This window comes from Neobacillus sp. SuZ13 (assembly GCF_030123365.1).
Taxonomy (GTDB): domain Bacteria; phylum Bacillota; class Bacilli; order Bacillales; family Cytobacillaceae; genus Neobacillus.
In genome coordinates, this window is sequence record NZ_CP126107.1 from 843,358 (window position 1) to 863,579 (window position 20,222).

19 protein-coding genes are annotated in these 20,222 nt (G+C 40.0%); 11 read left to right on the forward strand and 8 right to left on the reverse strand.

Annotation, left to right across the window (positions count from 1 at the left end):
* The first annotated feature begins 20 nt into the window (after positions 1-20).
* Positions 21-3,212, forward strand: a complete 3,192-nt coding sequence (locus QNH17_RS04040) for a DEAD/DEAH box helicase (RefSeq protein WP_283877516.1) — start codon at positions 21-23, stop codon at positions 3,210-3,212.
* A gap of 37 nt (positions 3,213-3,249) precedes the next feature.
* On the opposite strand, the gene QNH17_RS04045 is transcribed toward QNH17_RS04040, so the two are convergent.
* Together QNH17_RS04045 and QNH17_RS04050 are read right to left on the reverse strand one after the other, a co-directional pair.
* A complete protein-coding gene (locus QNH17_RS04045; RefSeq protein ID WP_144554413.1) occupies positions 3,250-3,531 on the reverse strand; it encodes a YggT family protein in 282 nt (93 codons plus the stop codon).
* A gap of 106 nt (positions 3,532-3,637) precedes the next feature.
* Positions 3,638-4,210, reverse strand: a complete 573-nt coding sequence (locus QNH17_RS04050) for an HAD-IA family hydrolase (RefSeq protein ID WP_283877517.1) — start codon at positions 4,208-4,210, stop codon at positions 3,638-3,640.
* A gap of 152 nt (positions 4,211-4,362) precedes the next feature.
* Here QNH17_RS04050 and QNH17_RS04055 point away from each other — a divergent pair, with 152 nt between their 5' ends.
* On the forward strand, positions 4,363-4,551 hold the full coding sequence (locus QNH17_RS04055) for a hypothetical protein (protein ID WP_144554411.1): 189 nt from the start codon (positions 4,363-4,365) through the stop codon (positions 4,549-4,551).
* 183 nt (positions 4,552-4,734) lie between these two features.
* Here the strand turns inward: QNH17_RS04055 and QNH17_RS04060 are convergent, their stop codons facing one another.
* A complete protein-coding gene (locus tag QNH17_RS04060; protein ID WP_283877518.1) occupies positions 4,735-5,544 on the reverse strand; it encodes an alpha/beta fold hydrolase in 810 nt (269 codons plus the stop codon).
* A gap of 367 nt (positions 5,545-5,911) precedes the next feature.
* On the opposite strand from QNH17_RS04060, the gene QNH17_RS04065 reads away from it, so the two are divergent.
* From QNH17_RS04065 to QNH17_RS04105, 9 genes are all read left to right on the forward strand, one after another.
* A complete protein-coding gene (locus QNH17_RS04065) occupies positions 5,912-7,159 on the forward strand; it encodes a cation:dicarboxylate symporter family transporter (protein WP_283877520.1) in 1,248 nt (415 codons plus the stop codon).
* 197 nt (positions 7,160-7,356) lie between these two features.
* Complete coding sequence (locus QNH17_RS04070; RefSeq protein ID WP_283877521.1) at positions 7,357-8,370, forward strand: glutathione S-transferase family protein; 1,014 nt, start codon at positions 7,357-7,359, stop codon at positions 8,368-8,370.
* A 30-nt stretch (positions 8,371-8,400) separates the two neighbouring features.
* Positions 8,401-8,904, forward strand: coding sequence for a GNAT family N-acetyltransferase (locus QNH17_RS04075; protein WP_283877522.1), 504 nt, complete (start codon positions 8,401-8,403; stop codon positions 8,902-8,904).
* Between the two features lie 288 nt (positions 8,905-9,192).
* Positions 9,193-9,363: a YezD family protein gene (locus QNH17_RS04080; protein ID WP_283877523.1), complete on the forward strand. Its 171-nt coding sequence runs from the start codon at positions 9,193-9,195 to the stop codon at positions 9,361-9,363.
* A 386-nt stretch (positions 9,364-9,749) separates the two neighbouring features.
* A complete protein-coding gene (locus tag QNH17_RS04085) occupies positions 9,750-10,820 on the forward strand; it encodes a sulfate ABC transporter substrate-binding protein (protein ID WP_283877524.1) in 1,071 nt (356 codons plus the stop codon).
* 83 nt (positions 10,821-10,903) lie between these two features.
* Positions 10,904-11,737: a sulfate ABC transporter permease subunit CysT gene (gene cysT, locus QNH17_RS04090; protein WP_283877525.1), complete on the forward strand. Its 834-nt coding sequence runs from the start codon at positions 10,904-10,906 to the stop codon at positions 11,735-11,737.
* Between the two features lie 70 nt (positions 11,738-11,807).
* Positions 11,808-12,695: a sulfate ABC transporter permease subunit CysW gene (gene cysW, locus QNH17_RS04095; RefSeq protein WP_283877526.1), complete on the forward strand. Its 888-nt coding sequence runs from the start codon at positions 11,808-11,810 to the stop codon at positions 12,693-12,695.
* A gap of 1 nt (position 12,696) precedes the next feature.
* A complete protein-coding gene (locus QNH17_RS04100) occupies positions 12,697-13,767 on the forward strand; it encodes a sulfate/molybdate ABC transporter ATP-binding protein (RefSeq protein WP_283877527.1) in 1,071 nt (356 codons plus the stop codon).
* A gap of 76 nt (positions 13,768-13,843) precedes the next feature.
* The gene (locus QNH17_RS04105) at positions 13,844-14,329 is read left to right on the forward strand and encodes an HIT family protein (protein WP_283877529.1); all 486 of its coding nucleotides are present in this window, start codon (positions 13,844-13,846) and stop codon (positions 14,327-14,329) included.
* A 21-nt stretch (positions 14,330-14,350) separates the two neighbouring features.
* Here the strand turns inward: QNH17_RS04105 and QNH17_RS04110 are convergent, their stop codons facing one another.
* From QNH17_RS04110 to QNH17_RS04130, 5 genes are all read right to left on the reverse strand, one after another.
* On the reverse strand, positions 14,351-14,659 hold the full coding sequence (locus tag QNH17_RS04110; protein WP_283877530.1) for a hypothetical protein: 309 nt from the start codon (positions 14,657-14,659) through the stop codon (positions 14,351-14,353).
* Positions 14,660-14,981: 322 nt separating this feature from the next.
* Complete coding sequence (gene gnd, locus QNH17_RS04115; protein WP_283877531.1) at positions 14,982-16,385, reverse strand: decarboxylating NADP(+)-dependent phosphogluconate dehydrogenase; 1,404 nt, start codon at positions 16,383-16,385, stop codon at positions 14,982-14,984.
* 67 nt (positions 16,386-16,452) lie between these two features.
* Positions 16,453-17,799 carry a GntP family permease gene (locus QNH17_RS04120; RefSeq protein ID WP_283877532.1) on the reverse strand — a complete coding sequence of 449 codons (1,347 nt, stop codon included), beginning with the start codon at positions 17,797-17,799 and terminating at the stop codon, positions 16,453-16,455.
* 17 nt (positions 17,800-17,816) lie between these two features.
* On the reverse strand, positions 17,817-19,361 hold the full coding sequence (gene gntK / locus QNH17_RS04125) for a gluconokinase (protein WP_283877533.1): 1,545 nt from the start codon (positions 19,359-19,361) through the stop codon (positions 17,817-17,819).
* Positions 19,361-20,077 (reverse strand): GntR family transcriptional regulator, encoded by a 717-nt coding sequence (locus QNH17_RS04130; RefSeq protein WP_481858571.1) that lies wholly within the window; start codon positions 20,075-20,077, stop codon positions 19,361-19,363. The genes gntK and QNH17_RS04130 overlap by 1 nt, the downstream gene beginning before the upstream one ends.
* Positions 20,078-20,222: the final 145 nt, after the last annotated feature.

A 20,222-nucleotide genomic window follows, 5' to 3' on the forward strand; every position in this document is an offset into this window, starting at 1 on the left:
CTCAGGAAGGAGCAGGACACTTGAACGTAAGTTTAACTCATAAACGCATTAAGGAAATGTGTGGCACTGCCTCCTTCAAACGAGGAGATTATTTTTATCAAACGAATAAAGTAATTTTTCAGCAATACCTCCCACATCGTTGTCAAGCAACCGTGACAGGTGATGAAGATTTTCATGTGACCATCGAAACAGGTTCCAATGATGACCTGCGAACGGAATGCAGCTGCCCGAAGTTGGCCTCTTTTACGAAGGAATGTCAGCATATTGCAGCCGTTTTATTAGCTATTTACGAGCACCAACAGAAAGGAACGATCCCGAGAGTCGATTATTCAACTAATCAGGAACTCGCTGAAGGGTTATTGACTATTTTTACCGACCAGCCGATCCGATCAAGTGGTCATCAACTGCATTTTGAAAAAAGAACCGTGCTGGATATTGAGTTTACCTTGAAACCCGTTGATATGGGTAATGGAAGCCACTTATTCACGATCGAACTGACACTCGAATCCATCATAGTACAAAACATCCGTGCCTTTTTGGAACAGATTAAAGCCGGAAAGGCCTTCAAACTTTCTAATTCATTTACATTTGACCCAAGTCAGCACTGCTTCCAAAAAGAAAACAATAACGTACTCGAGCAACTCGTCCAAGTAGTCCGTGATGAAAAGGTTTATGTGGTGCCTGACACCAATAACACTACACAGCAGATGTTATCTATTCCATCTTCCACATGGGGACGTATGCTTACTCTCCTCCAAAAGATACCTAATGTGCTGGTGGAGTATGAGGGCCAAATCTATCAAGGCCTGCATGTGTTTGACGAAGGGCTGCCTTTACAGTTTGATTTTGCTGGAGCGGATCGAAACGGCTATCAGCTGAAAGTAAAAAACTTGCAGCGAATGATTTTCTTTGAAGCTTATCATTCTGTTCTCTTTGAAGGGAAAATGAAACAACTGGAAGAGCAGGATTTTAAACGACTTTTCGACCTGAAAAGGATGCTTGATGCCTCAGGAATGAGCCAAATACCGATTCCAGAAGAGCAAATTCAGTTCTTTTTGGAAAAAGTCGCGCCAGGCTTAAAAAGACTTGGCCAAGTTACGATAGCCGAAGCAATCACGAAGAAATGGATGACCACACCGCTAGTGGCCAAACTCTACTTGGATCGTGTGAAAAACCGCTTGCTTGCTGGGCTCGAATTTCAATACGAAAATACAATAATTAATCCATTGGAAAATAGAGATCTCCCGACGGACTCGTTAGTGATTCGTGATGTAGAGAAGGAAGAGGAAATCCTGCAGATTTTTGAAGAAAGTTCGTTCGCCAAGACGGACGGAGGATATTTTCTTCATAATGAAGAACTAGAATATGATTTTTTAACGTACATTGTTCCAAAATTGCAAAAGCTTGTCAGAATTTACGCAACAACGGCTGTTAGAAATCGTATTTCGAGAGAGAATTTTCGTCCACAGGTAAGGGTTAGGTTCAAAAGAGAACGTACCAATTGGCTTGAATTTAAATTTGAAATGGACGGTATTCCTGAAAGACAAATACGTGAAGTTTTGGCGGCTTTAGAGGAGAAAAGGAAATATTATCGCCTGCCGAACGGGTCGCTGCTCTCGCTTCAGACAAGAGAATTCGAAGAAATCCAGCGTTTTCTTTATTCACCACTAGCCAAAAATAAGGACATCGCTAATGGCTTAGATTTACCAATCGAGCAGAGTCTTCAACTCCTTGATACAGTTGAAATCAGTGATACGTTCAAACTAGAAGAATCCTTTCGGCAGTTTCTGGATCACCTTCACCATCCTGACAAGTTAGAGTTTGAGGTGCCAGTCAGTTTAGATCCTACTCTCAAAGCATATCAAAAAACTGGGTTTAAATGGATGAAAACTCTGGCTTACTATGGCTTCGGAGGAATTTTGGCAGATGATATGGGGCTAGGAAAAACAATTCAAAGTATCGCATATATCTTGTCAGTCCTGTCTGATATCCGAAAAACTAATCAGCCGGCCCTTGTTGTTTGTCCGTCATCATTGACCTATAACTGGCTGAGTGAATGCAGGAAATTCGCTCCCCAGTTAAAAGCAGTTGTTATTGATGGAACCAAACAAGAGCGGACCAAACTGCTGAAAGAACAGACAAATGTTGATGTCGTAATCATCTCCTATCCGTTATTGCGCCGTGAGATCACCTGGTTTGAGAAACAAATGTTTCATACCGTGTTTTTCGATGAGGCCCAAGCCTTTAAAAACCCATTGACGCAGACTGCCCGAGCCGTAAAAAAACTGCAGTCCCTGAATCGATTTGCGCTTACGGGTACACCAGTGGAAAATGCCTTAGAGGAGTTATGGTCCATTTTTCACGTTGTTTTTCCAGAACTGTTCCTCGGGCTAAAAGAATATAGCAAGCTTTCAAGAAAAACGATTGCGCGGAGAATCCGTCCTTTCTTACTGCGCAGGTTAAAGGAAGATGTCCTCGCTGAACTTCCTGAAAAAATGGAGTCTTTGGAATCGGTTGAACTGTTCCCTGAACAAAAGAAATTGTATGCTGCTTATTTGGCGAAATTAAGGCACGATACGTTGAAGCATCTCGACAAAGACACGATTCGCAAAAATCGGATCAGAATCTTAGCAGGATTGACGCGGCTGCGGCAGATTTGCTGTCATCCAAGTTTGTTTGTAGAAGGTTATCAAGGGAATTCGGCGAAATTTGAACAGCTCTTGCAGATTGTCGAAGAATCAAAGCTCTCTGGAAGACGGGTGTTAATTTTTTCTCAATTTACGAAGATGCTAGAACTTATCGGCAGGTCTTTAACCGCAAAAGGGCTGAACTACTTTTATCTGGATGGACAAACCCCTTCAGAAGAAAGAGTGGAAATTTGCGAGCGTTTTAATCGAGGTGAAAGGGATTTGTTTCTTATTTCCTTGAAAGCAGGCGGAACCGGTCTAAATTTAATGAGTGCGGATACTGTCATTTTATATGACACGTGGTGGAATCCAGCTGTAGAGGAACAAGCTGCTGACCGTGCCCATCGGATGGGTCAGAAAAATGTCGTCCAGGTCATCAAGCTGGTAGCCCGCGGAACGATCGAGGAAAAAATGAATGAACTACAAGATAAAAAGCGACACCTCATCGAAGAAATCATCGATTCTGATGAAAAAGCTATATCTACCCTTACGGAAGAGGATATAAGGGAGATATTGATGATATAGAAAAAGGAGCCGCAGCGCAGCTCCTTTTTTTGCCCTATTAGACACCAATGACATTCAGTGATTGGCGAAGACCTTCGATTGCAAATTGCCTGATAAATTGGAAGGCAAATAATGCGATAATTGGTGAAAAATCAATAGGACCAAGTGGTGGAATAAATCTTCTGAACAAACCTAAATAAGGTTCGACTAACTTGCCAATCCAGATCCCAAGCTTGGTTTCTTGAAACTTAGGAAACCAAGAACCAAAAATGGATATTAAAATTAACCAATAATAAGCCTCAAAAACATAATGTCCAATAAGTAAAATATTAGAGCCCAATATAATCTTCCGTTCTATCGTAGTTTTTTTATTTTGCCATTCATCGTACCTATATATACTTGTACGATTTAACTTCAATTAAGTTTCAAATTTTTTATAAAAAAAACTAAAGGCGGTTTAGAACTTCAGGGATAAAATCAGTGTAGTTATCAATATGGAAATCCGCTTCGATATTTTGATTTTGAAAGGCACATGTTTTAATATTTAATTTGCGAGCGGGAATTAAGTCTAAATCACGGTCACCAACAACTAAATCAATATGGTAACTTTTTAAAACATATTCATAGGAGGAACTGTGTGGTTTTCGTGTAAATCCTTGTTCTTCCACAGAAACAATGTCTTTAAAGTATTTACTTAACTGGTATTTTTCAAGTAGAAAAACAGTGGATTCCTTATCACGATGCGTCACAATAATATTGTTATCCACTGAAGATAAAGCTTCTGTTAAGTGTTCAAATGGCTTGCTTTCTGTTTTTGAATAATAGTTATGTAAAGTTTGATACTCAAGTCTCTGCTCCTCACCGATTCCATAATGTTTAAAAGCAGTTTTGGAATCAATTTTAAGCCATTTTAGAACTTCATCACGGTCTAAATCTTGTTTGCTTAAGCGGATGAATCCAGAGACAAGTGCTGGATAGGTATCAAAAAGAGTTCCGTCAAAATCCCATAATACGTTCATAATAATCCCTCGTTTCCGAAACGTTTTGATTTTTCTTTTAAGAGAGTACCATAACTTGAAAATAAAGAAAAATCATTAGGGCACTGGAGGAAGAATTTGTTATACTTTACAAAGGGAATGCACATGTTAATAGATAGAAATGAGGGATAATCATGCCATTTGATATTTCAACACTTGGATTACCATATTTTAGTCTAGAAGCAGCAGCTGTGGACAAAAGTCCAAGTGAATTAGTCATCAGTGACGAAAGTAAGGAAAACTATTACATAGTTTCTCGCGAAGTATACGAGAACGGCCCGCAGCAAGATGGGTATATCATTGTTGTAGAAGAAGGAGAGTAGAATTACTCTCCTTTTTTTTTTGAATAAATGCTTCGATTTCTGTTCTATGTTTTAGGTCATGCTAAGACATACTAACAAAGTACTCTCCGATGGTAGTATGCTCTATATAAGAAAGTATCATTGGTTGTGGCTAAGTAGTAATAAAACGCTTCCAACTTTTAAAGCGGGAAGCGTTTATATATACTATCCAATGAAATTAGCCAATTCCTGGGTAAATTTCTTCTGCTCTTCCCAGAACAACCCATGTCCACTATGCTCAAACCAAACCAGCTTAGAATTCTGTATGCCTTGATGAAGAAAGGAAGCCAGCGGCGGTTTGCAAATTTGATCATGGTTTCCATGAAGAATTAATGTAGGCACATGAATTCTTTTGAGATCAGCGAATAAGATTTCATCTCTTAAAGAGTTAAGTAAACCAGCCGTGGAATGACCTGCGGCTTCAAGTCCTAATTGAAAAAACCAATCTGAGAATGGCTTGGTGAGTGCCTGATGAAAGAACATATTCGTGAAGTCTGCGAGCATTTTTGGCCGATCGTTATAGATCTGCCCTAGCAGGGTATTAACATCCTTCGCCTCTAATCCAAAAGGAAAGCCAGGCCGCTTGATAAAACTAGGAGCCGCTGCACCGAAAAGGGCTAATTTCGAAACCCCATAGCCGCTATGACGCCCCATATATCTAATAACAATCGCTCCACCTACTGAATGGCCAGCGAGTGTGAAATGCTGTAAACGAAGCGCCTTAACAATTTGGCGAATATCATCTGCCATTCTGTCGTAAGAGTAGCCGTTCCATGGTTTATCTGATTTGCCAAATCCTCGAAGGTCTATCCCAATACATCGGTACCCCATAGAAGGAAGGACATTAAACTGATATTCAAATAATTTATGATTCGCAGGCCAGCCATGGACAAAGAGGATGGTCTTATGGCTCTTGGGATTAATATCTTCTACATAAATGTTGACTTTAGAAGCAACTTTTACATAATACCCCATTTTGACCCCTCCTTTACAAAAGTATGGAAAACCATCTACAACTAGGCTATTCATCAATAGCTAGGCTAATACGTAGTGAACCTTTTCGTACAGGTTGTAAATCTCCACTCTTCTTATACTTTTCAGATAGGAATTTTCCTGGCTATTTTGATTTTATTAGGCAAAAAGTCTTGGTGAATAAGGAATATTATTATTCTGATATTATAAATAGGAGTAATTTCCATATATAAAATTGTTGTTATATGAGGAAAATTTCTATAATATTAACTAAGTATAACTTTATAGATAAGATAATATTTCATTTTATAAGTCAAAGTTGATTCATCATAATAATCAACTTTTATTATATTGAAAAGGAGAAATGCAAATGAAGAAAATTAGTTTAGCATGGCAGATATTCATTGGGCTCATTCTCGGTATCATTGTTGGTGCGGTTTTTTATGGGAATCCACATGTGGCAAGTTACCTGCAGCCAATTGGCGATATATTTATTCGTTTAATTAAAATGATCGTTGTTCCCATTGTTATTTCCAGTTTAATCGTGGGTGTTGCTGGCGTTGGAGATATGAAGTCATTGGGAAAACTTGGTGGTAAAACTCTGCTTTATTTTGAAATTATCACTACGATTGCGATTATCTTAGGACTACTCTTTGCAAACGTATTTCAACCGGGTGCTGGCGTAGATAAATCGAAACTTGCGAAAACAGATATTAACAGCTATGTAAGCACAGCGGAACAAACAGAATCTCATTCAATGATTGATACTGTTGTAAACATTGTTCCTACAAATATCATCCAGTCTCTCGCAAACGGGGAAATGCTGCCAATCATTTTCTTCTCCGTTATGTTCGGACTTGGAGTTGCGGCAATTGGGGAGAAAGGGATTCCAATCATTAATTTCTTCAGAGGAACTGCCGATGCGATGTTCTATGTCACAAATCAAATCATGAAGTTAGCGCCATTCGGTGTGTTCGCATTAATTGGTGTTACTGTTTCAAAATTTGGTATTACGTCATTAATACCATTAGGAAAACTAGTCCTTGTTGTATACGGAGCCATGTTTTTCTTCATTTTAGTTGTCTTAGGTTTAACAGCAAAAATTGTCGGATTTAACATTATCCATCTCATTAAGTATTTAAAAGATGAATTAATTTTAGGGTACTCAACAGCAAGTTCGGAAGCAGTTCTTCCGAAAATCATGGAAAAAATGGAGAAACTTGGTTGTCCTAAGGCGATTACGTCCTTTGTCATTCCAACAGGATATTCCTTTAACCTTGATGGATCGACCCTTTATCAAGCGATTGCAGCGCTGTTTATTGCGCAGATGTATGGTATTCATATGAGTATTGGCCATCAAATCACATTAGTCCTTGTATTGATGTTAACCTCTAAAGGAATTGCCGGGGTACCAGGCGTATCATTTGTTGTTCTCCTTGCTACATTGGGAAGCGTAGGAATCCCAGTAGAAGGACTAGCATTTATTGCCGGGATTGACCGGATCCTTGATATGGCACGTACTTGTGTTAATATCGTCGGAAACTCTTTGGCTGCCATTGTTATTACCAAATGGGAAGGCCATAAGCTTAAACCTTATAAAGAACAAAAAGCAGCTTAATAGTGTAAAAAGGACATCTTCAACAACATGGAGATGTCCTTTTTCGTTTGAATTAGATCGCTTTATGAATATATATTCTGAATTTTAAATGTAGTCAGGTAATATCATTGACTTATAAAGAATAATCATACTAAAATTAATAAAACCGATAGAATTACTTAGAATTTATTACTTTATCAATAAGAGGGGATTCATTCATGTTACGAGATGATCAAAGAATAAATAAAAGTCCAAATGCTGTTAAAGAGATTACAGCAGATGGTTCGTTTAATCGTCAAAAAAATAGATTTACTACGCCCTTCGGTCAAAACGATGGGGAGCTGCCAGTTGAAGCCGGGCGGTACCGATTATTATGGTCTGCCGTTTGCCCATGGGCCCATCGGTCGGTTATTGTCCGAAGTGTTCTCGGGTTAGAAGAAGCAATCAGTTTAGGGACAGCTAGTCCTATGCGGCCGAAACTTCCCCATGTGGATTGGGAGTTTTCTTTAGATGAGGACGGCATTGACCCTGTATTAGGAATTAGATATATGAGTGAAATTTATTTAAAAACAGCTGCAGATTATACTGGCAGGCCGACGGTGCCGGTAATCATAGATGTTAAGGAACAAAAGGTCGTTAATAATGATTATTTTAAACTGACAAACTATCTCGAAACGGTCTGGGCTCCTTTTCATAAAGAGCAGGCACCTAATTTGTACCCGAAGCATTTACGTGCGGAGATTGATGCTCTTAACGATATCATTTTCCATGAGGTCAACAATGGCGTCTATAAATGCGGATTCGCCCAATCACAAGAGGCCTACGAACAAGCATATGACACTTTATTCGCAAGATTAGATGAGCTGGAAGAGCGTCTGTCGAAACAGCGGTTCTTATTTGGTGATTTTATTACGGATTCTGATGTTCGGCTGTATGCTACGTTGATCCGCTTCGATGCTGCCTATTATTCTGCATTCAAAGCCAATCGTAATCGGATTGTCGATTTTCCTAATTTATGGGGCTATCTAAGGGATCTTTATCAAACCCCTGGGTTCGGTGATACGACGGATTTTGATGCAATCAAACGGCATTATCATTTGTCGAACCATATCGCGAGCAATGATCAAAAGGGATATACTATTTTACCGAAGGGTCCTGATCTATCTGGTTTGACATCAGAACATCATCGACAAGCTTTAAGTAATAACGCCGAGAAATTTTTAATACACTGAGAGAAAAATTGATTAAAAGCAGGTGGAAAAATGATGATACGTGATGCGGTCGCAAATGAATTCCCATTTATTCGCGACCAAAGAGTTCACTCCTATGAAGAACATGCCCATAACATCCCACAAGAGCACTGGCAGGCTCTTAAACAAAGCATCTCGTCGGATGCAGATTTGCAGGAAAATGTGGAACGCATTGTTGCAGAGATTGATGGAAGTATCGTAGGCAGTGTTGCCTTATTTCCAGCCAAAACCGACGCGTATAAAGGATTAGTCGATGAGCTGGATTACCCTGAGATCCGGATGCTCGCAGTCACACCGCACGCTCGAGGAAAAGGAGTAGCAGGTGCTTTGATTTCAGAATGTATGAGGCGTGCAAAAGTACAGGGATTTCCAGCGATTGGCCTGCATACAGCAGATTTTATGAAGAGTGCGATGAGACTTTACGAACGAATGGGTTTTGAACGGTTACCCCAATACGACTTTGAACCTGCGAATGATGGTATTATCGTGAAAGCTTTTCGACTTACTTTTGAATAATGTAAAGGTTTTTTTAAAAAACCCACTTGACAGGTAGGAAAAGTCAGAATAAAATGTAAATAATTCAAATAAATTGTAAACATAAAATTAAGCTGATTGGAAAACCAAAGGCTTATACTCTTAGATAAAATAAAGGGGTATAGGCCTCTTTTGTTAGAAAGGTGACTGATCATGAATTTTCCAATTAGTAAGTGCAGTCCACATTGTTGTCTGTCATTGGATCGTTTTTTATTGGAATAAAACCAAGTATTCTTATGTGAAATTGGTAGATTAAGAGAGGATGATACGATGGCATACGTGGATCAATCAAAGGCAAATTATATTCTGTCGTTACTTAAAGGACTGGAGTATGGATCTGTGGTGATAACAGTTCATGATGGCAGCATTACCCAAATTGATAAAACAGAGAAAACTAGATTTGCCCAACAAAAAAAGTACGCCCCTAAAGAACAAAAGTAACCCCACTTATTATTGGGTTCATTTAAAAAAAACAGCCGATCAGTCCACTGAAGGCTACTTATTTTCTAAACTATCCGAAAGATGAGCATTTCTGACGGGTCCTTTCCTAAGGCCGTAATGCAGAGGCTCATTCTAACAGGAATGGTCTAGGGATAGGTAGTCTTTTTTGTTTGGCTGTGTTAGAGGTAAATGTTGATTTTAGCACTCTGTTGATTGGAGCGGAAGGCACGAAGACTCCTGCGGGAGTACGGGGCAGGGGAGACCCCGCAGGAGCAAAGCGACGAGGAGGCTCCCCGGCACGCCCGCGAACCGCTCGTGCCTGGAACGGAAATCAACAGACAAGTTTAACACAGCCTTTTGTTTTAAAAAAAAGGAGGAAATTACTAATGAAAATCGCTTACAAATTCACAACAGTACTTATTCTAATCGCTCTTATTTTGGCCGGATGCGGCACTCAGGCAAGCAACCAAAGTTCTGAGAAAAAGGATGGAGGAACCAAACAAGAAACTTCAAAAACAAAGGAACCTGTCCAATTATTAAATGTTTCATATGACCCAACCCGAGAGCTGTATGAAGAGTTTAACGGAGAATTCGCTAAGTATTGGGAAAAAGAAAAAGGGCAGAAAGTGACGATTCAACAATCACATGGTGGTTCCGGGAAACAAGGCCGCGCTGTTATTGATGGACTTGAGGCGGATGTAGTGACTTTAGCCTTGGCCTACGACATTGATGAAATTGCAAATATTGGCGGATTACTTTCAAAGGATTGGCAAAAGAACCTGAAGGACAACTCCACACCATATACGTCGACGATCGTGTTTCTAGTTAGAAAGGGAAATCCTAAGGGAATTAAGGATTGGGATGATTTAACGAAAAAAGGTACTTCCGTCATCACCCCGAATCCAAAGACGTCAGGTGGTGCCCGCTGGAATTACTTAGCTGCTTGGGCCTATGCAAAAGATAAATATAATGGTGATGAGACGAAAATTAAGAAATTTATGAGCCAACTATATAAAAATGTTGAGGTTTTAGATTCTGGTGCCCGCGGAGCAACTACCACGTTCGTGGAAAGAGGAATTGGTGATGTCTTAATTGCCTGGGAGAACGAAGCCTTCTTGACTCTTAATGAATTAGGAAAAGACAAATTTGAGATTGTCGTCCCATCCATAAGTATTCTTGCCGAACCACCTGTTGCTGTTGTGGATAAGAACGTTGAGAAAAAGGGAACAAAAGAGGTTGCTGAAGCCTATTTGAACTATCTATACAGTGATGTGGGACAGGAAATTATCGCGAAGAACTATTATCGTCCTCGCAATCAAACGATTCTTGATAAGTATGCAAATGTCTTTCCAAAAATTAACCTAGTGACCATTGACGATGATTTTGGGGGATGGAAAAAAGCACAAGAGACGCACTTTAATGATGGCGGAACGTTTGATCAGATTTACCAGCCATAACAGTAGTTCAGTGAGACGGGTGTCCTCCATCAAGGGTGATGGGGGGCGCCCTACATGTATATTATTTGGAAGGGGTCAACCTCATGGCTCGATTAGCAAGCTTAAAGATGAAAAGAAATAGTGTCCTGCCGGGATTCGGCCTTTCGTTAGGGTTTACGATGTTTTATATAAGCATCCTTGTCATTCTGCCATTATCGATGATTTTTATTAATTCAGTGACTGTTGAGTGGTCAAAAATTTGGGGAACCATTTCAGATCCGAGGGTGGTTGCCTCTTATAAATTGAGCTTTGGTGCAGCTTTTACAGCCGCGTTTATTAACGTTATTTTTGGCGTATTAATCGCATGGGTGCTTGTTCGTTATCCGTTTCCAGGCCGTCGAATTATCGATGGATTAGTTGATTTGCCCTTTGCCTTACCGACAGCGATTGCTGGGATTGCCTTAACGACATTGTATACAGAGAATGGCTGGGTTGGTCAGTTTTTAAGTTTTAAGGTGGCGTTTACTCCGCTCGGAATTACACTGGCATTAACCTTTATTGGGCTCCCCTTTGTGGTACGTACCGTCCAGCCCATCCTGCAAAGCTTAGATAAAGAAATAGAAGAAGCATCGGCAAGCTTAGGGGCAAACCGGGCGCAAACGTTTGTGAAAGTAATTTTTCCAGAATTACTGCCGGCTGCGTTAACAGGTTTCGCCCTTGCCTTTGCTCGTGCCCTTGGGGAATACGGTTCGGTGGTGTTTATTGCAGGGAATATGCCGATGCGGACAGAGATCACACCGCTTTTAATCATGACCAAACTAGAACAGTATGATTACGCCGGAGCCACCGCGATTGCGGCCGTGATGTTGATTTTCTCTTTCACGATTTTACTTATTATTAACGTCTTACAGTGGTGGACGAATCGGAAATTTATATAGTATTTTAATAGATTTTGAGGAAAATTGTTTGTTTTGCAAATAAATTAGGCAGGTCCAGAAGGAGGTCCTTATGGCAGGTAATGTTTCATTGCAGTATTCAACTGCACCGGTCCAAGTTGCGTCCAGCAACTCTGAGCCACGTCTTGTACGCTGGATACTCATCACACTTGCATTAGCATTCTTAAGTTTGTTTTTGGTATTGCCACTGGTTGCTATCTTTATAAAAGCCTTTGATAAAGGGGCAGCTGTTTTTCTAGAGGCCATTAGCAACCCAGACGCATTATCGGCTATTAAGCTAACATTGATTATTACCTTAATTACTGTTCCCCTAAATGCCATCTTTGGAGTGGCAGCCGCCTGGGCCGTTACTAAGTTCAATTTTAAGGGGAAAAGTCTACTGATTACGATTATTGATCTTCCATTTGCCATTTCCCCAGTGATTGCGGGATTGGTGTTTGTATTATTATTTAGTGCACATGGTTTATTTGGACAATGGTTAATTGATCATAATATCAAAATCATCTTTGCAGTACCAGGAATTGCGCTGGCCACGCTTTTGGTGACACTACCATTCGTCGCCAGGGAACTGATTCCATTAATGCAAACGCAAGGGACGGCCGATGAGGAAGCTTCTCTGACGCTGGGGGCGAGCGGCTGGAAAACATTCTTTTTGGTCACTTTGCCGAATATTAAATGGGGACTACTATATGGGGTTATTCTCTGCAGTGCACGAGCGATTGGGGAGTTTGGGGCCGTATCGGTTGTTTCTGGACATATCCGCGGCTTGACCAATACGATGCCGCTTCATATCGAAATTTTATACAATGAGTATCAATTTTCCGCTGCCTTTGCGGTGGCTTCCTTAATGTCATTGTTCGCCATCATCACGCTCATTGTAAAAAATGTCATTGAGTGGAAAGCCAGAAAGTCATTTGAATCTGAAGAAGGAGCGCACTAAGATGAGCATACAAATCCAAAATATCTCGAAATCATTTGGAAACTTCCAAGCCCTTGATCAAATTAATCTGGATATTCAAACGGGGGAACTCGTTGCCCTGCTAGGTCCGTCCGGCTCTGGAAAAACATCGCTGCTCAGAATTATCGCAGGATTAGAAGCCGCCAATGAAGGTGTGATTCTGTTTGGGGAAGAAGACATCACACATATCAGTACAAAGGAACGGAAAGTAGGATTTGTGTTTCAGCATTATGCGTTGTTTCGTCATATGACTGTTTTTGATAATGTGGCTTATGGGTTAAAAGTGCGGCCTAGAAAATTACGACCTTCCAAAAACGAAATAAAAGAAAAGGTCATGGAATTACTAAAACTAGTAAAACTAGAGGCCTTTGCTGATCGATATCCATCCAATTTGTCTGGGGGTCAACGGCAGCGGGTCGCATTAGCACGGGCATTAGCGGTTGAGCCTAAGGTGCTATTGTTAGATGAACCGTTTGGTGCCTTAGATGCCAAGGTCCGGAAAGATCTTCGCAGATGGTTAAGAAAACTTCATGATGATTACCAGATTACCAGTATTTTTGTGACCCATGACCAAGAGGAGGCGCTGGATGTTGCCGATCGTGTGGTCGTGATGAATGAAGGGAAAATTGAGCAAATCGGAACACCAGAAGAGGTATATGAAAATCCAAACAGTCCTTTTGTCTATCACTTTTTAGGAAACGTGAATTTGTTTAAAGGCCGTCTGCATAACGGGAAATTACGGCACGGGCATTTTGAAGTCGATGCCCCAGAATTTTCGGGAATAGAGAATACCGAGGCCGTTGGGTACGTCCGTCCACATGATATAAGTATTGAAAGAGAGGCAAGCCCAGATTCTGTATCTGCCAAGATTAATTATATTCATTTAGTCGGAGCTGCTGTCCAACTTGAATTGATTCGAAAGGATAATGGGGACTACCTGGAAGTGGAATTAAGAAAGGAGCAATATCGCAGCCTCCATCTAAAAACAGGAGAAGAAGTGTTTGTAAAACCTAAACAATTAAAAGTCTTTATCCCCCAAGATTATTCTATTTAATAGTATAGTATTATCGGTAAAAATCAGATAAGATTACTGTCAGTATTCGTATCTGATTTTTACAGGGGGAGTAGACTTGAGAAAAATTACTTTATCCAATGGAAATACAGTCGAGGTGGATTGTTTAAGCTGTGCTTTAATAAGTGGCTTAATCGAGCCTGATGGCGGGGTCGTTTATGAAACTGAATATTTTCATGCCCATCAAGACGTCGCCTATCTGATTAAGGGATTAATAATTGTAGCCTCCAAACGGCATATTACATGTCTTGATGAATTAACGGATGTCGAAAAGACGGATTACATAAATATTCTCTCTAAAATCAGAAAAGCCCAAAGAGAAGTCCTTGGGATAGAGCATGTGTATTATTTTTATAATGAAGATACTACCCATCATTTTCACATCTGGATGGTCCCGCGATATGAGTGGATGTACCAATTTGGCCGATCTGTTGAATCGGTGCGGCCAGTTTTGCTCCATGCTAGAAATGAAATGAATTATGAAGAAAATCTTCAAGAAGTGATGGAAGCTATTAAACAACTGAAGATCGAGCTAAATAAATAGTGAGGCAATCAAGCAGGAAGATTAGCTTCCTGCTTGATTGCCTTCTGCCTTAGCCGCATCAACCATTAGAATAATCGCTGAGATAATATGCATAATCATTCCTACAAACGGAATCCAGCCTATACAAGAAGTTATGATTCCAAGGACACTACCTGTAATGGACCCGCTGCCCTCTTTTTTGGTAATCACCAACGTAACAATATGTAATATTAACATAATTGCTAGAGGGGTCCATACAAGACTGAGAACGATCGTACCTCCAAGTACAGGAATTCCTAGTAATGCTTCAAGCCCACCTGAAACCCATTTCAGTATTCTCGATGTTGACATAAAATCCCTCCCATAATTAGTTGGTTTTTCTTTCCATAATCCTTTCGTTTCATTCTATTCACACTCTATCCAAAAATAGAACAAAGTCCTATACTCATTGCACGAGTATAGGACTTTTATGTTATGAGCTCTGGTAAACTTGGATGTTGATTTCCGCTCCAGGCACGAGCGGTTCGCGGGCGGTCCGGGGAGCCTCCTCGTCGCTGCGCACCTGCGGGGTCTCCCCTGCCCCGTCCTCCCGCAGGAGTCTTCGTGCCATCCGCTCCAATCAACAGGGTGTCAAAATCAACACTAGATTAATCACAGCCATAATTATAAAAACTTAGTTCCAGTCGGTGTGAAATACGCCTTCCATATCTGTTCGCTCATACGTATGGGCACCGAAATAATCCCTTTGAGCTTGTAAAAGGTTGGCATTTGAATGGCCTCTTCGATAGCTATCGAAATAAGAAAGGGAAGCACTTAAGCAAGGGAAGGAGATTCCTGAATTAATTCCCTCGCAGACAATTTTCCTTAAGCCTGATTGATACTCTTTTGCTTTTCCAGCGAAAAACGGATCGATTAATAAATTCTTCAGATTTGCTTGTGTCCGGTAGGCTTCACTTATTGCGTTTAAGAACTCAGCACGAATGATACACCCGCCTCGGAAAATAAGTGCAATTTCCTCCAATGGCAAGTTCCAGTCATAAAGGTTCGAAGTCATTTTATATTGTGTAAACCCTTGGGCATAGGCACATACTTTACCCATATATAAAGCTTGTCTAATTTGCTCAATCCACAAATCTTTATCTAGTATTGACTGATCCAATTCCGGTCCAGTTAAAATTTCTTCCGCCCTAACACGTTCTTCCTTTAATGAAGATACATAACGGGAGAATAATGACTCGGTAATGATGGATAAGGGAATCCCGTTATCAATTGCTTGCATACTTGTCCATTTACCTGTTCCTTTTTGCCCTACTTTATCAAGGATGATATCAATCAGCGGTAAGCCTGTTTTTTCATCTTTTTTCTTTAAAATTTCGGCAGTAATCTCAATTAGATAACTTTTCAGCTCACCCTGATTCCAAGTTTCAAAGATATCAGCAATTTCATTCACAGTTAATTGTAATCTCTCTCTTAAAAAGGTATAGGCTTCAGCGATCAATTGCATATCAGCATATTCAATTCCGTTATGAACCATTTTCACAAAATGCCCGGCACCTTTTGGGCCAATATATGTACAACATGGGATACCATCCACTTGGGCCGCTATTTTGGTGAGGATGGGCGCTACTTTGTCATATGCATCTTTCTCCCCGCCAGGCATAATTGAAGGACCATTTAAAGCGCCAACCTCTCCACCTGAAATTCCAATCCCTAAATACTCAATTTCTTTCGACTTCAAATCTTCGAATCTTCGAGCCGTATCATCATAATGGGAGTTTCCGCCGTCCATAATAATGTCACCTGGCTCAAGAAAAGGAACTAGGGATGAAATGACTGAATCAATCGCCGCTCCGGCAGTCACCATCAGGAAAATTTTCCTAGGGGTTTCCAAGGACTGAACAAAACTTTGTACGTCGTAATAAGGGGCGATCGATTGATTGTCAATTCTTTGTAAAAGCTTATCTGTTAGATCTCTTGTGTAATTATAGACAGCGACTCTTTCACCGTTGTTCGCCATATTTAAGGCAATATTGCTGCCCATTACGCCTAAACCAATAACTCCAATTGTATTGTTCATTTCACTTTCTTCTCCTTTTAACTGCCAATAGTGGGGGACATAAATCCCCCACTATTGGATATTCATCTTAAACAAATAAACTTAGTAATAGAATGAACCCTAATCCAGCTACGGAAATAATCGTCTCAAGTAATGTCCATGTTGCGAATGTTTCCTTCATGGTTAAACCAAAATACTCTTTAAACATCCAAAAACCGGCATCGTTAACGTGTGAGGCAATTAAACTACCCGCTCCAGTGGCTAGGACGACTAAGGCAAGGTTCACGTCTGATTGACCTAACATTGGAATAACTAACCCAGCAGTGGTTAAAGCAGCAACTGTAGCAGACCCTAAGGCAATACGTAAAATAGCTGCAATGATCCATGCGAGAATAATTGGTGATAATGAAGTTCCTTTGAATAACTCGGCTACATAGTCACCTACATGACCATTAATTAATACTTGTTTGAAGGCACCGCCGCCACCGATAATTAATAGCATCATCCCAATATGTGAGATGGCTGTTGAACAAGAATCCATCACTGATTTCATAGGAATATTTCTTGCTAATCCCATTGTATAAATAGCGAATAATAACGAGATCACCATGGCAGGGGATGCACCGCCAACAAAACGGATAATGGCAAGTAAAGTGTTATCTGCAAATCCCATTGTTTTTTGAAGCAAAGTAATAATTGTAGCGATGGACATTAGAATGACAGGAAGCATTGCAGTAAATACACTGATTCCAAATCCAGGTGTGTCTTCCATTTTGAATGTTTTTTGCTCACCTAAAGAGGCGATATCTCCAGTTCTTGTAAAGGATGCAGGAACCAATCTTTTTGCTATCTTTGTAAATAAAGGTCCAGCAATAAAGACAGTTGGAATGGAAATAATTAAACCGTAAAGTAATACTTCCCCAAGATTTGCACCATATTCACCTGCGATGGTTGTTGGTCCAGGATGTGGCGGTAAAAATCCGTGTGTTACAGATAAAGCTGCTGCCATTGGAATACCAAGATATAAAATAGAAACCTTTAGTTGTTTAGATATCGCAAATACGATTGGAATTAATAAAACTAGTCCTACTTCAAAAAATAAAGCGATTCCAATAATGAATGAAGATACTACTACAGCCCACTGAATGTTTTTTTCGCCAAATTTATTAACGAGAGTCATCGCAATACGCTGCGCGCCTCCTGAATCTGCAATTAATTTACCCAGCATTGCACCAAGTCCAAAGATTAGTGCTATATGTCCAAGTGTTCCACCTAACCCTGCTTCAATTGTTGCGATGATCTCATCTAATTTCATTCCAAGTCCAATGGCCACACCGAAAGAAACAATGATAAGTGATACAAAAGTGTTTAATTTAAAGCCCATGATTAAAATCAGTAATGCTATAATCCCTATTGCAACTATAACTAATGGCATGATAATTCCCCCAAAATTTATTTATTTTTATTAATTAATCCTCTTTGATAATTAGCGATCCGTGTATAATCTTCTTCTAAAACTCTCGATAAGTTTATAAAGATTGGCAGTAATTCTCTATACTCTCTAGCTGCATCTTCTTTAGGTGTATGTTTGTGTGTACTTCCAACCATTTCAGAAACAACATCAAACGAATCGATTTTTCCTGTAGCATATAGACCTAAGATACAAGCACCCAGACATGAACTTTCATAGCTTTCGGGCACAACTACCTCTAAGTCAAAGATATCGGACATCATTTGACGCCAAACCTCTGACCTCGCGAACCCTCCCGTTGCTTGGATTCGTGTCACAGGACCTTCCATGCATTCAATTAAAGCTAGAAATACCGTGTATAAATTGTAAATGACCCCTTCAAGGGCAGCACGAATCATATGCTCTTTCTTATGCGCCATCGTTAAGCCGAAAAATGACCCGCGAACGTCTGGATTCCATAATGGCGCCCGTTCACCCGCAAGGTAGGGATGGAATAACAATCCATCAGCGCCCGGTCTAACACCTTCTGCGATTTTTGTTAGTACTTCATATGGATCAATGCCTAGTCTTTTTGCGGTTTCTACCTCTGATGCGGCAAATTCATCCCGAATCCAGCGGAAAATCATCCCGCCATTGTTAACTGGCCCGCCAATAACCCAATGTTTTTCCGTTAATGCGTAGCAAAAAATTCGGCCTTTTTCGTCGGTTTGCGGTTCGTCAATAATGGTGCGAATCGCACCGCTTGTCCCAATAGTGACTGCAATCTCACCTTTTCGAATCGCATTTACCCCAAGATTGGAAAGGACACCATCACTGGCACCAATTACAAACGGAGTTTTGGGGTCAATCCCCATTTGGTTTGCTAATTCAGGATTACAGTTAGAGAAAATTTCTGTCGTTGGCACGAGTCTTGATAATTGCTCACTGGAAATCCCGGCGATTTTTAATGCTTCTTGGTCCCAATCAAGTTTTTTGAGATTCATCATACACATCGCTGAAGCAAGTGAGTAATCGACAACGTATTGATCAAAGAACTTTTTAAAGATATATTCCTTTATCCCGATATATTTTTTCGCTTTTTCAGCTATCTCTGGACGATCATTCACAATCCAAGTAATTTTACTTAATGGCGACATAGGGTGAATCGGCGTTCCTGTGCGTCTGTAGACCTCATGTCCATTTAATTCGTCTTTTATTTTATGAGTCCAAGCTTCACTGCGATTATCCGCCCATGTGATACATGGTGTCAGCGGTTGATCATTTTCATCCATAGCAATAAGACTATGCATGGCGCTGCTAAAAGAAATAAACGAAATTTCTTTTTGTGGATGATGTTTCATGATATTTGAAATCGCTTTTACTACTGCTGAAAAAATCTCTTCTGGGTCTTGTTCAGCTGTTGAAATGTCAGGTGTGTAAAGTGGGTAACCGATATTTTCTTGTTGGATGACTTCGCCTTTTTCACTAAATAAAACGGCTTTTGTGCTTGTCGTACCAATGTCTAACCCTAACATATAGCTTGTCATTATTCTTGCTCGACTCCTTTAGAAAGCATTTGTTGAGACCTCCAAAGGTCTTCTACTTTAACTTGTACGTCATCAAAGTTTTGATGTAATGATAGAATCATGAGGTCTCTATTTTTTGCTTCGATGGCATCAATGTATAGTTGATGATTATCGATAATCCGTGGAAAGTCATTATATTTTTCCTCGAACCGAGCCCGCATGGCTAAGAGGATGAAAGCTTCCATGACCGGTTTTGCATTATTCCAAATCATCATGATGTAGGAATGATTAATCGCTCGAATAATTGTTTCATGGAAGATGACATCTTGATAAGCAAACTCATCGGCATCATGATATTTGATGGCAATTTTCATCATCTCGAGTATTTTACTCAATTCCTTAACTAATGATGTATTGTCTAGTTTTACAAGACGTTCATATACAAACGTTTCAATCAGTAAGCGGACATCATAAATTTCCACTATTTCTTTAATGGTGAATCCGATTACAACTGCACCCATTCTTTCTAGACGAATTAAATTTTCAGAAGCCAGTGTTTTTAATGCTTCGCGGATAGGTGATCGACTCACATTAAAATCAGCGGCTAATTTATTTTCTGACAGGATGGTATCGCTTTCAATCAAACCAGAAATGATCTGCATCCTAAGTTCACATGCTACACGCTCACCAGCAGAAGCTTTTGAAAGCCATTTTGTGGGATACAATAATTCCTTCATCATTTCACCTTCTTAATATAATACGAGTATACTTGTATACAAGTATTATAAAATGAATTTGAAAAAATGCAAGCGCTTTTTTATATTTAATAATGATAGGATAGGAAGGTGAATTTGAATTCTTAAAGAATTTAAAAATAATTAC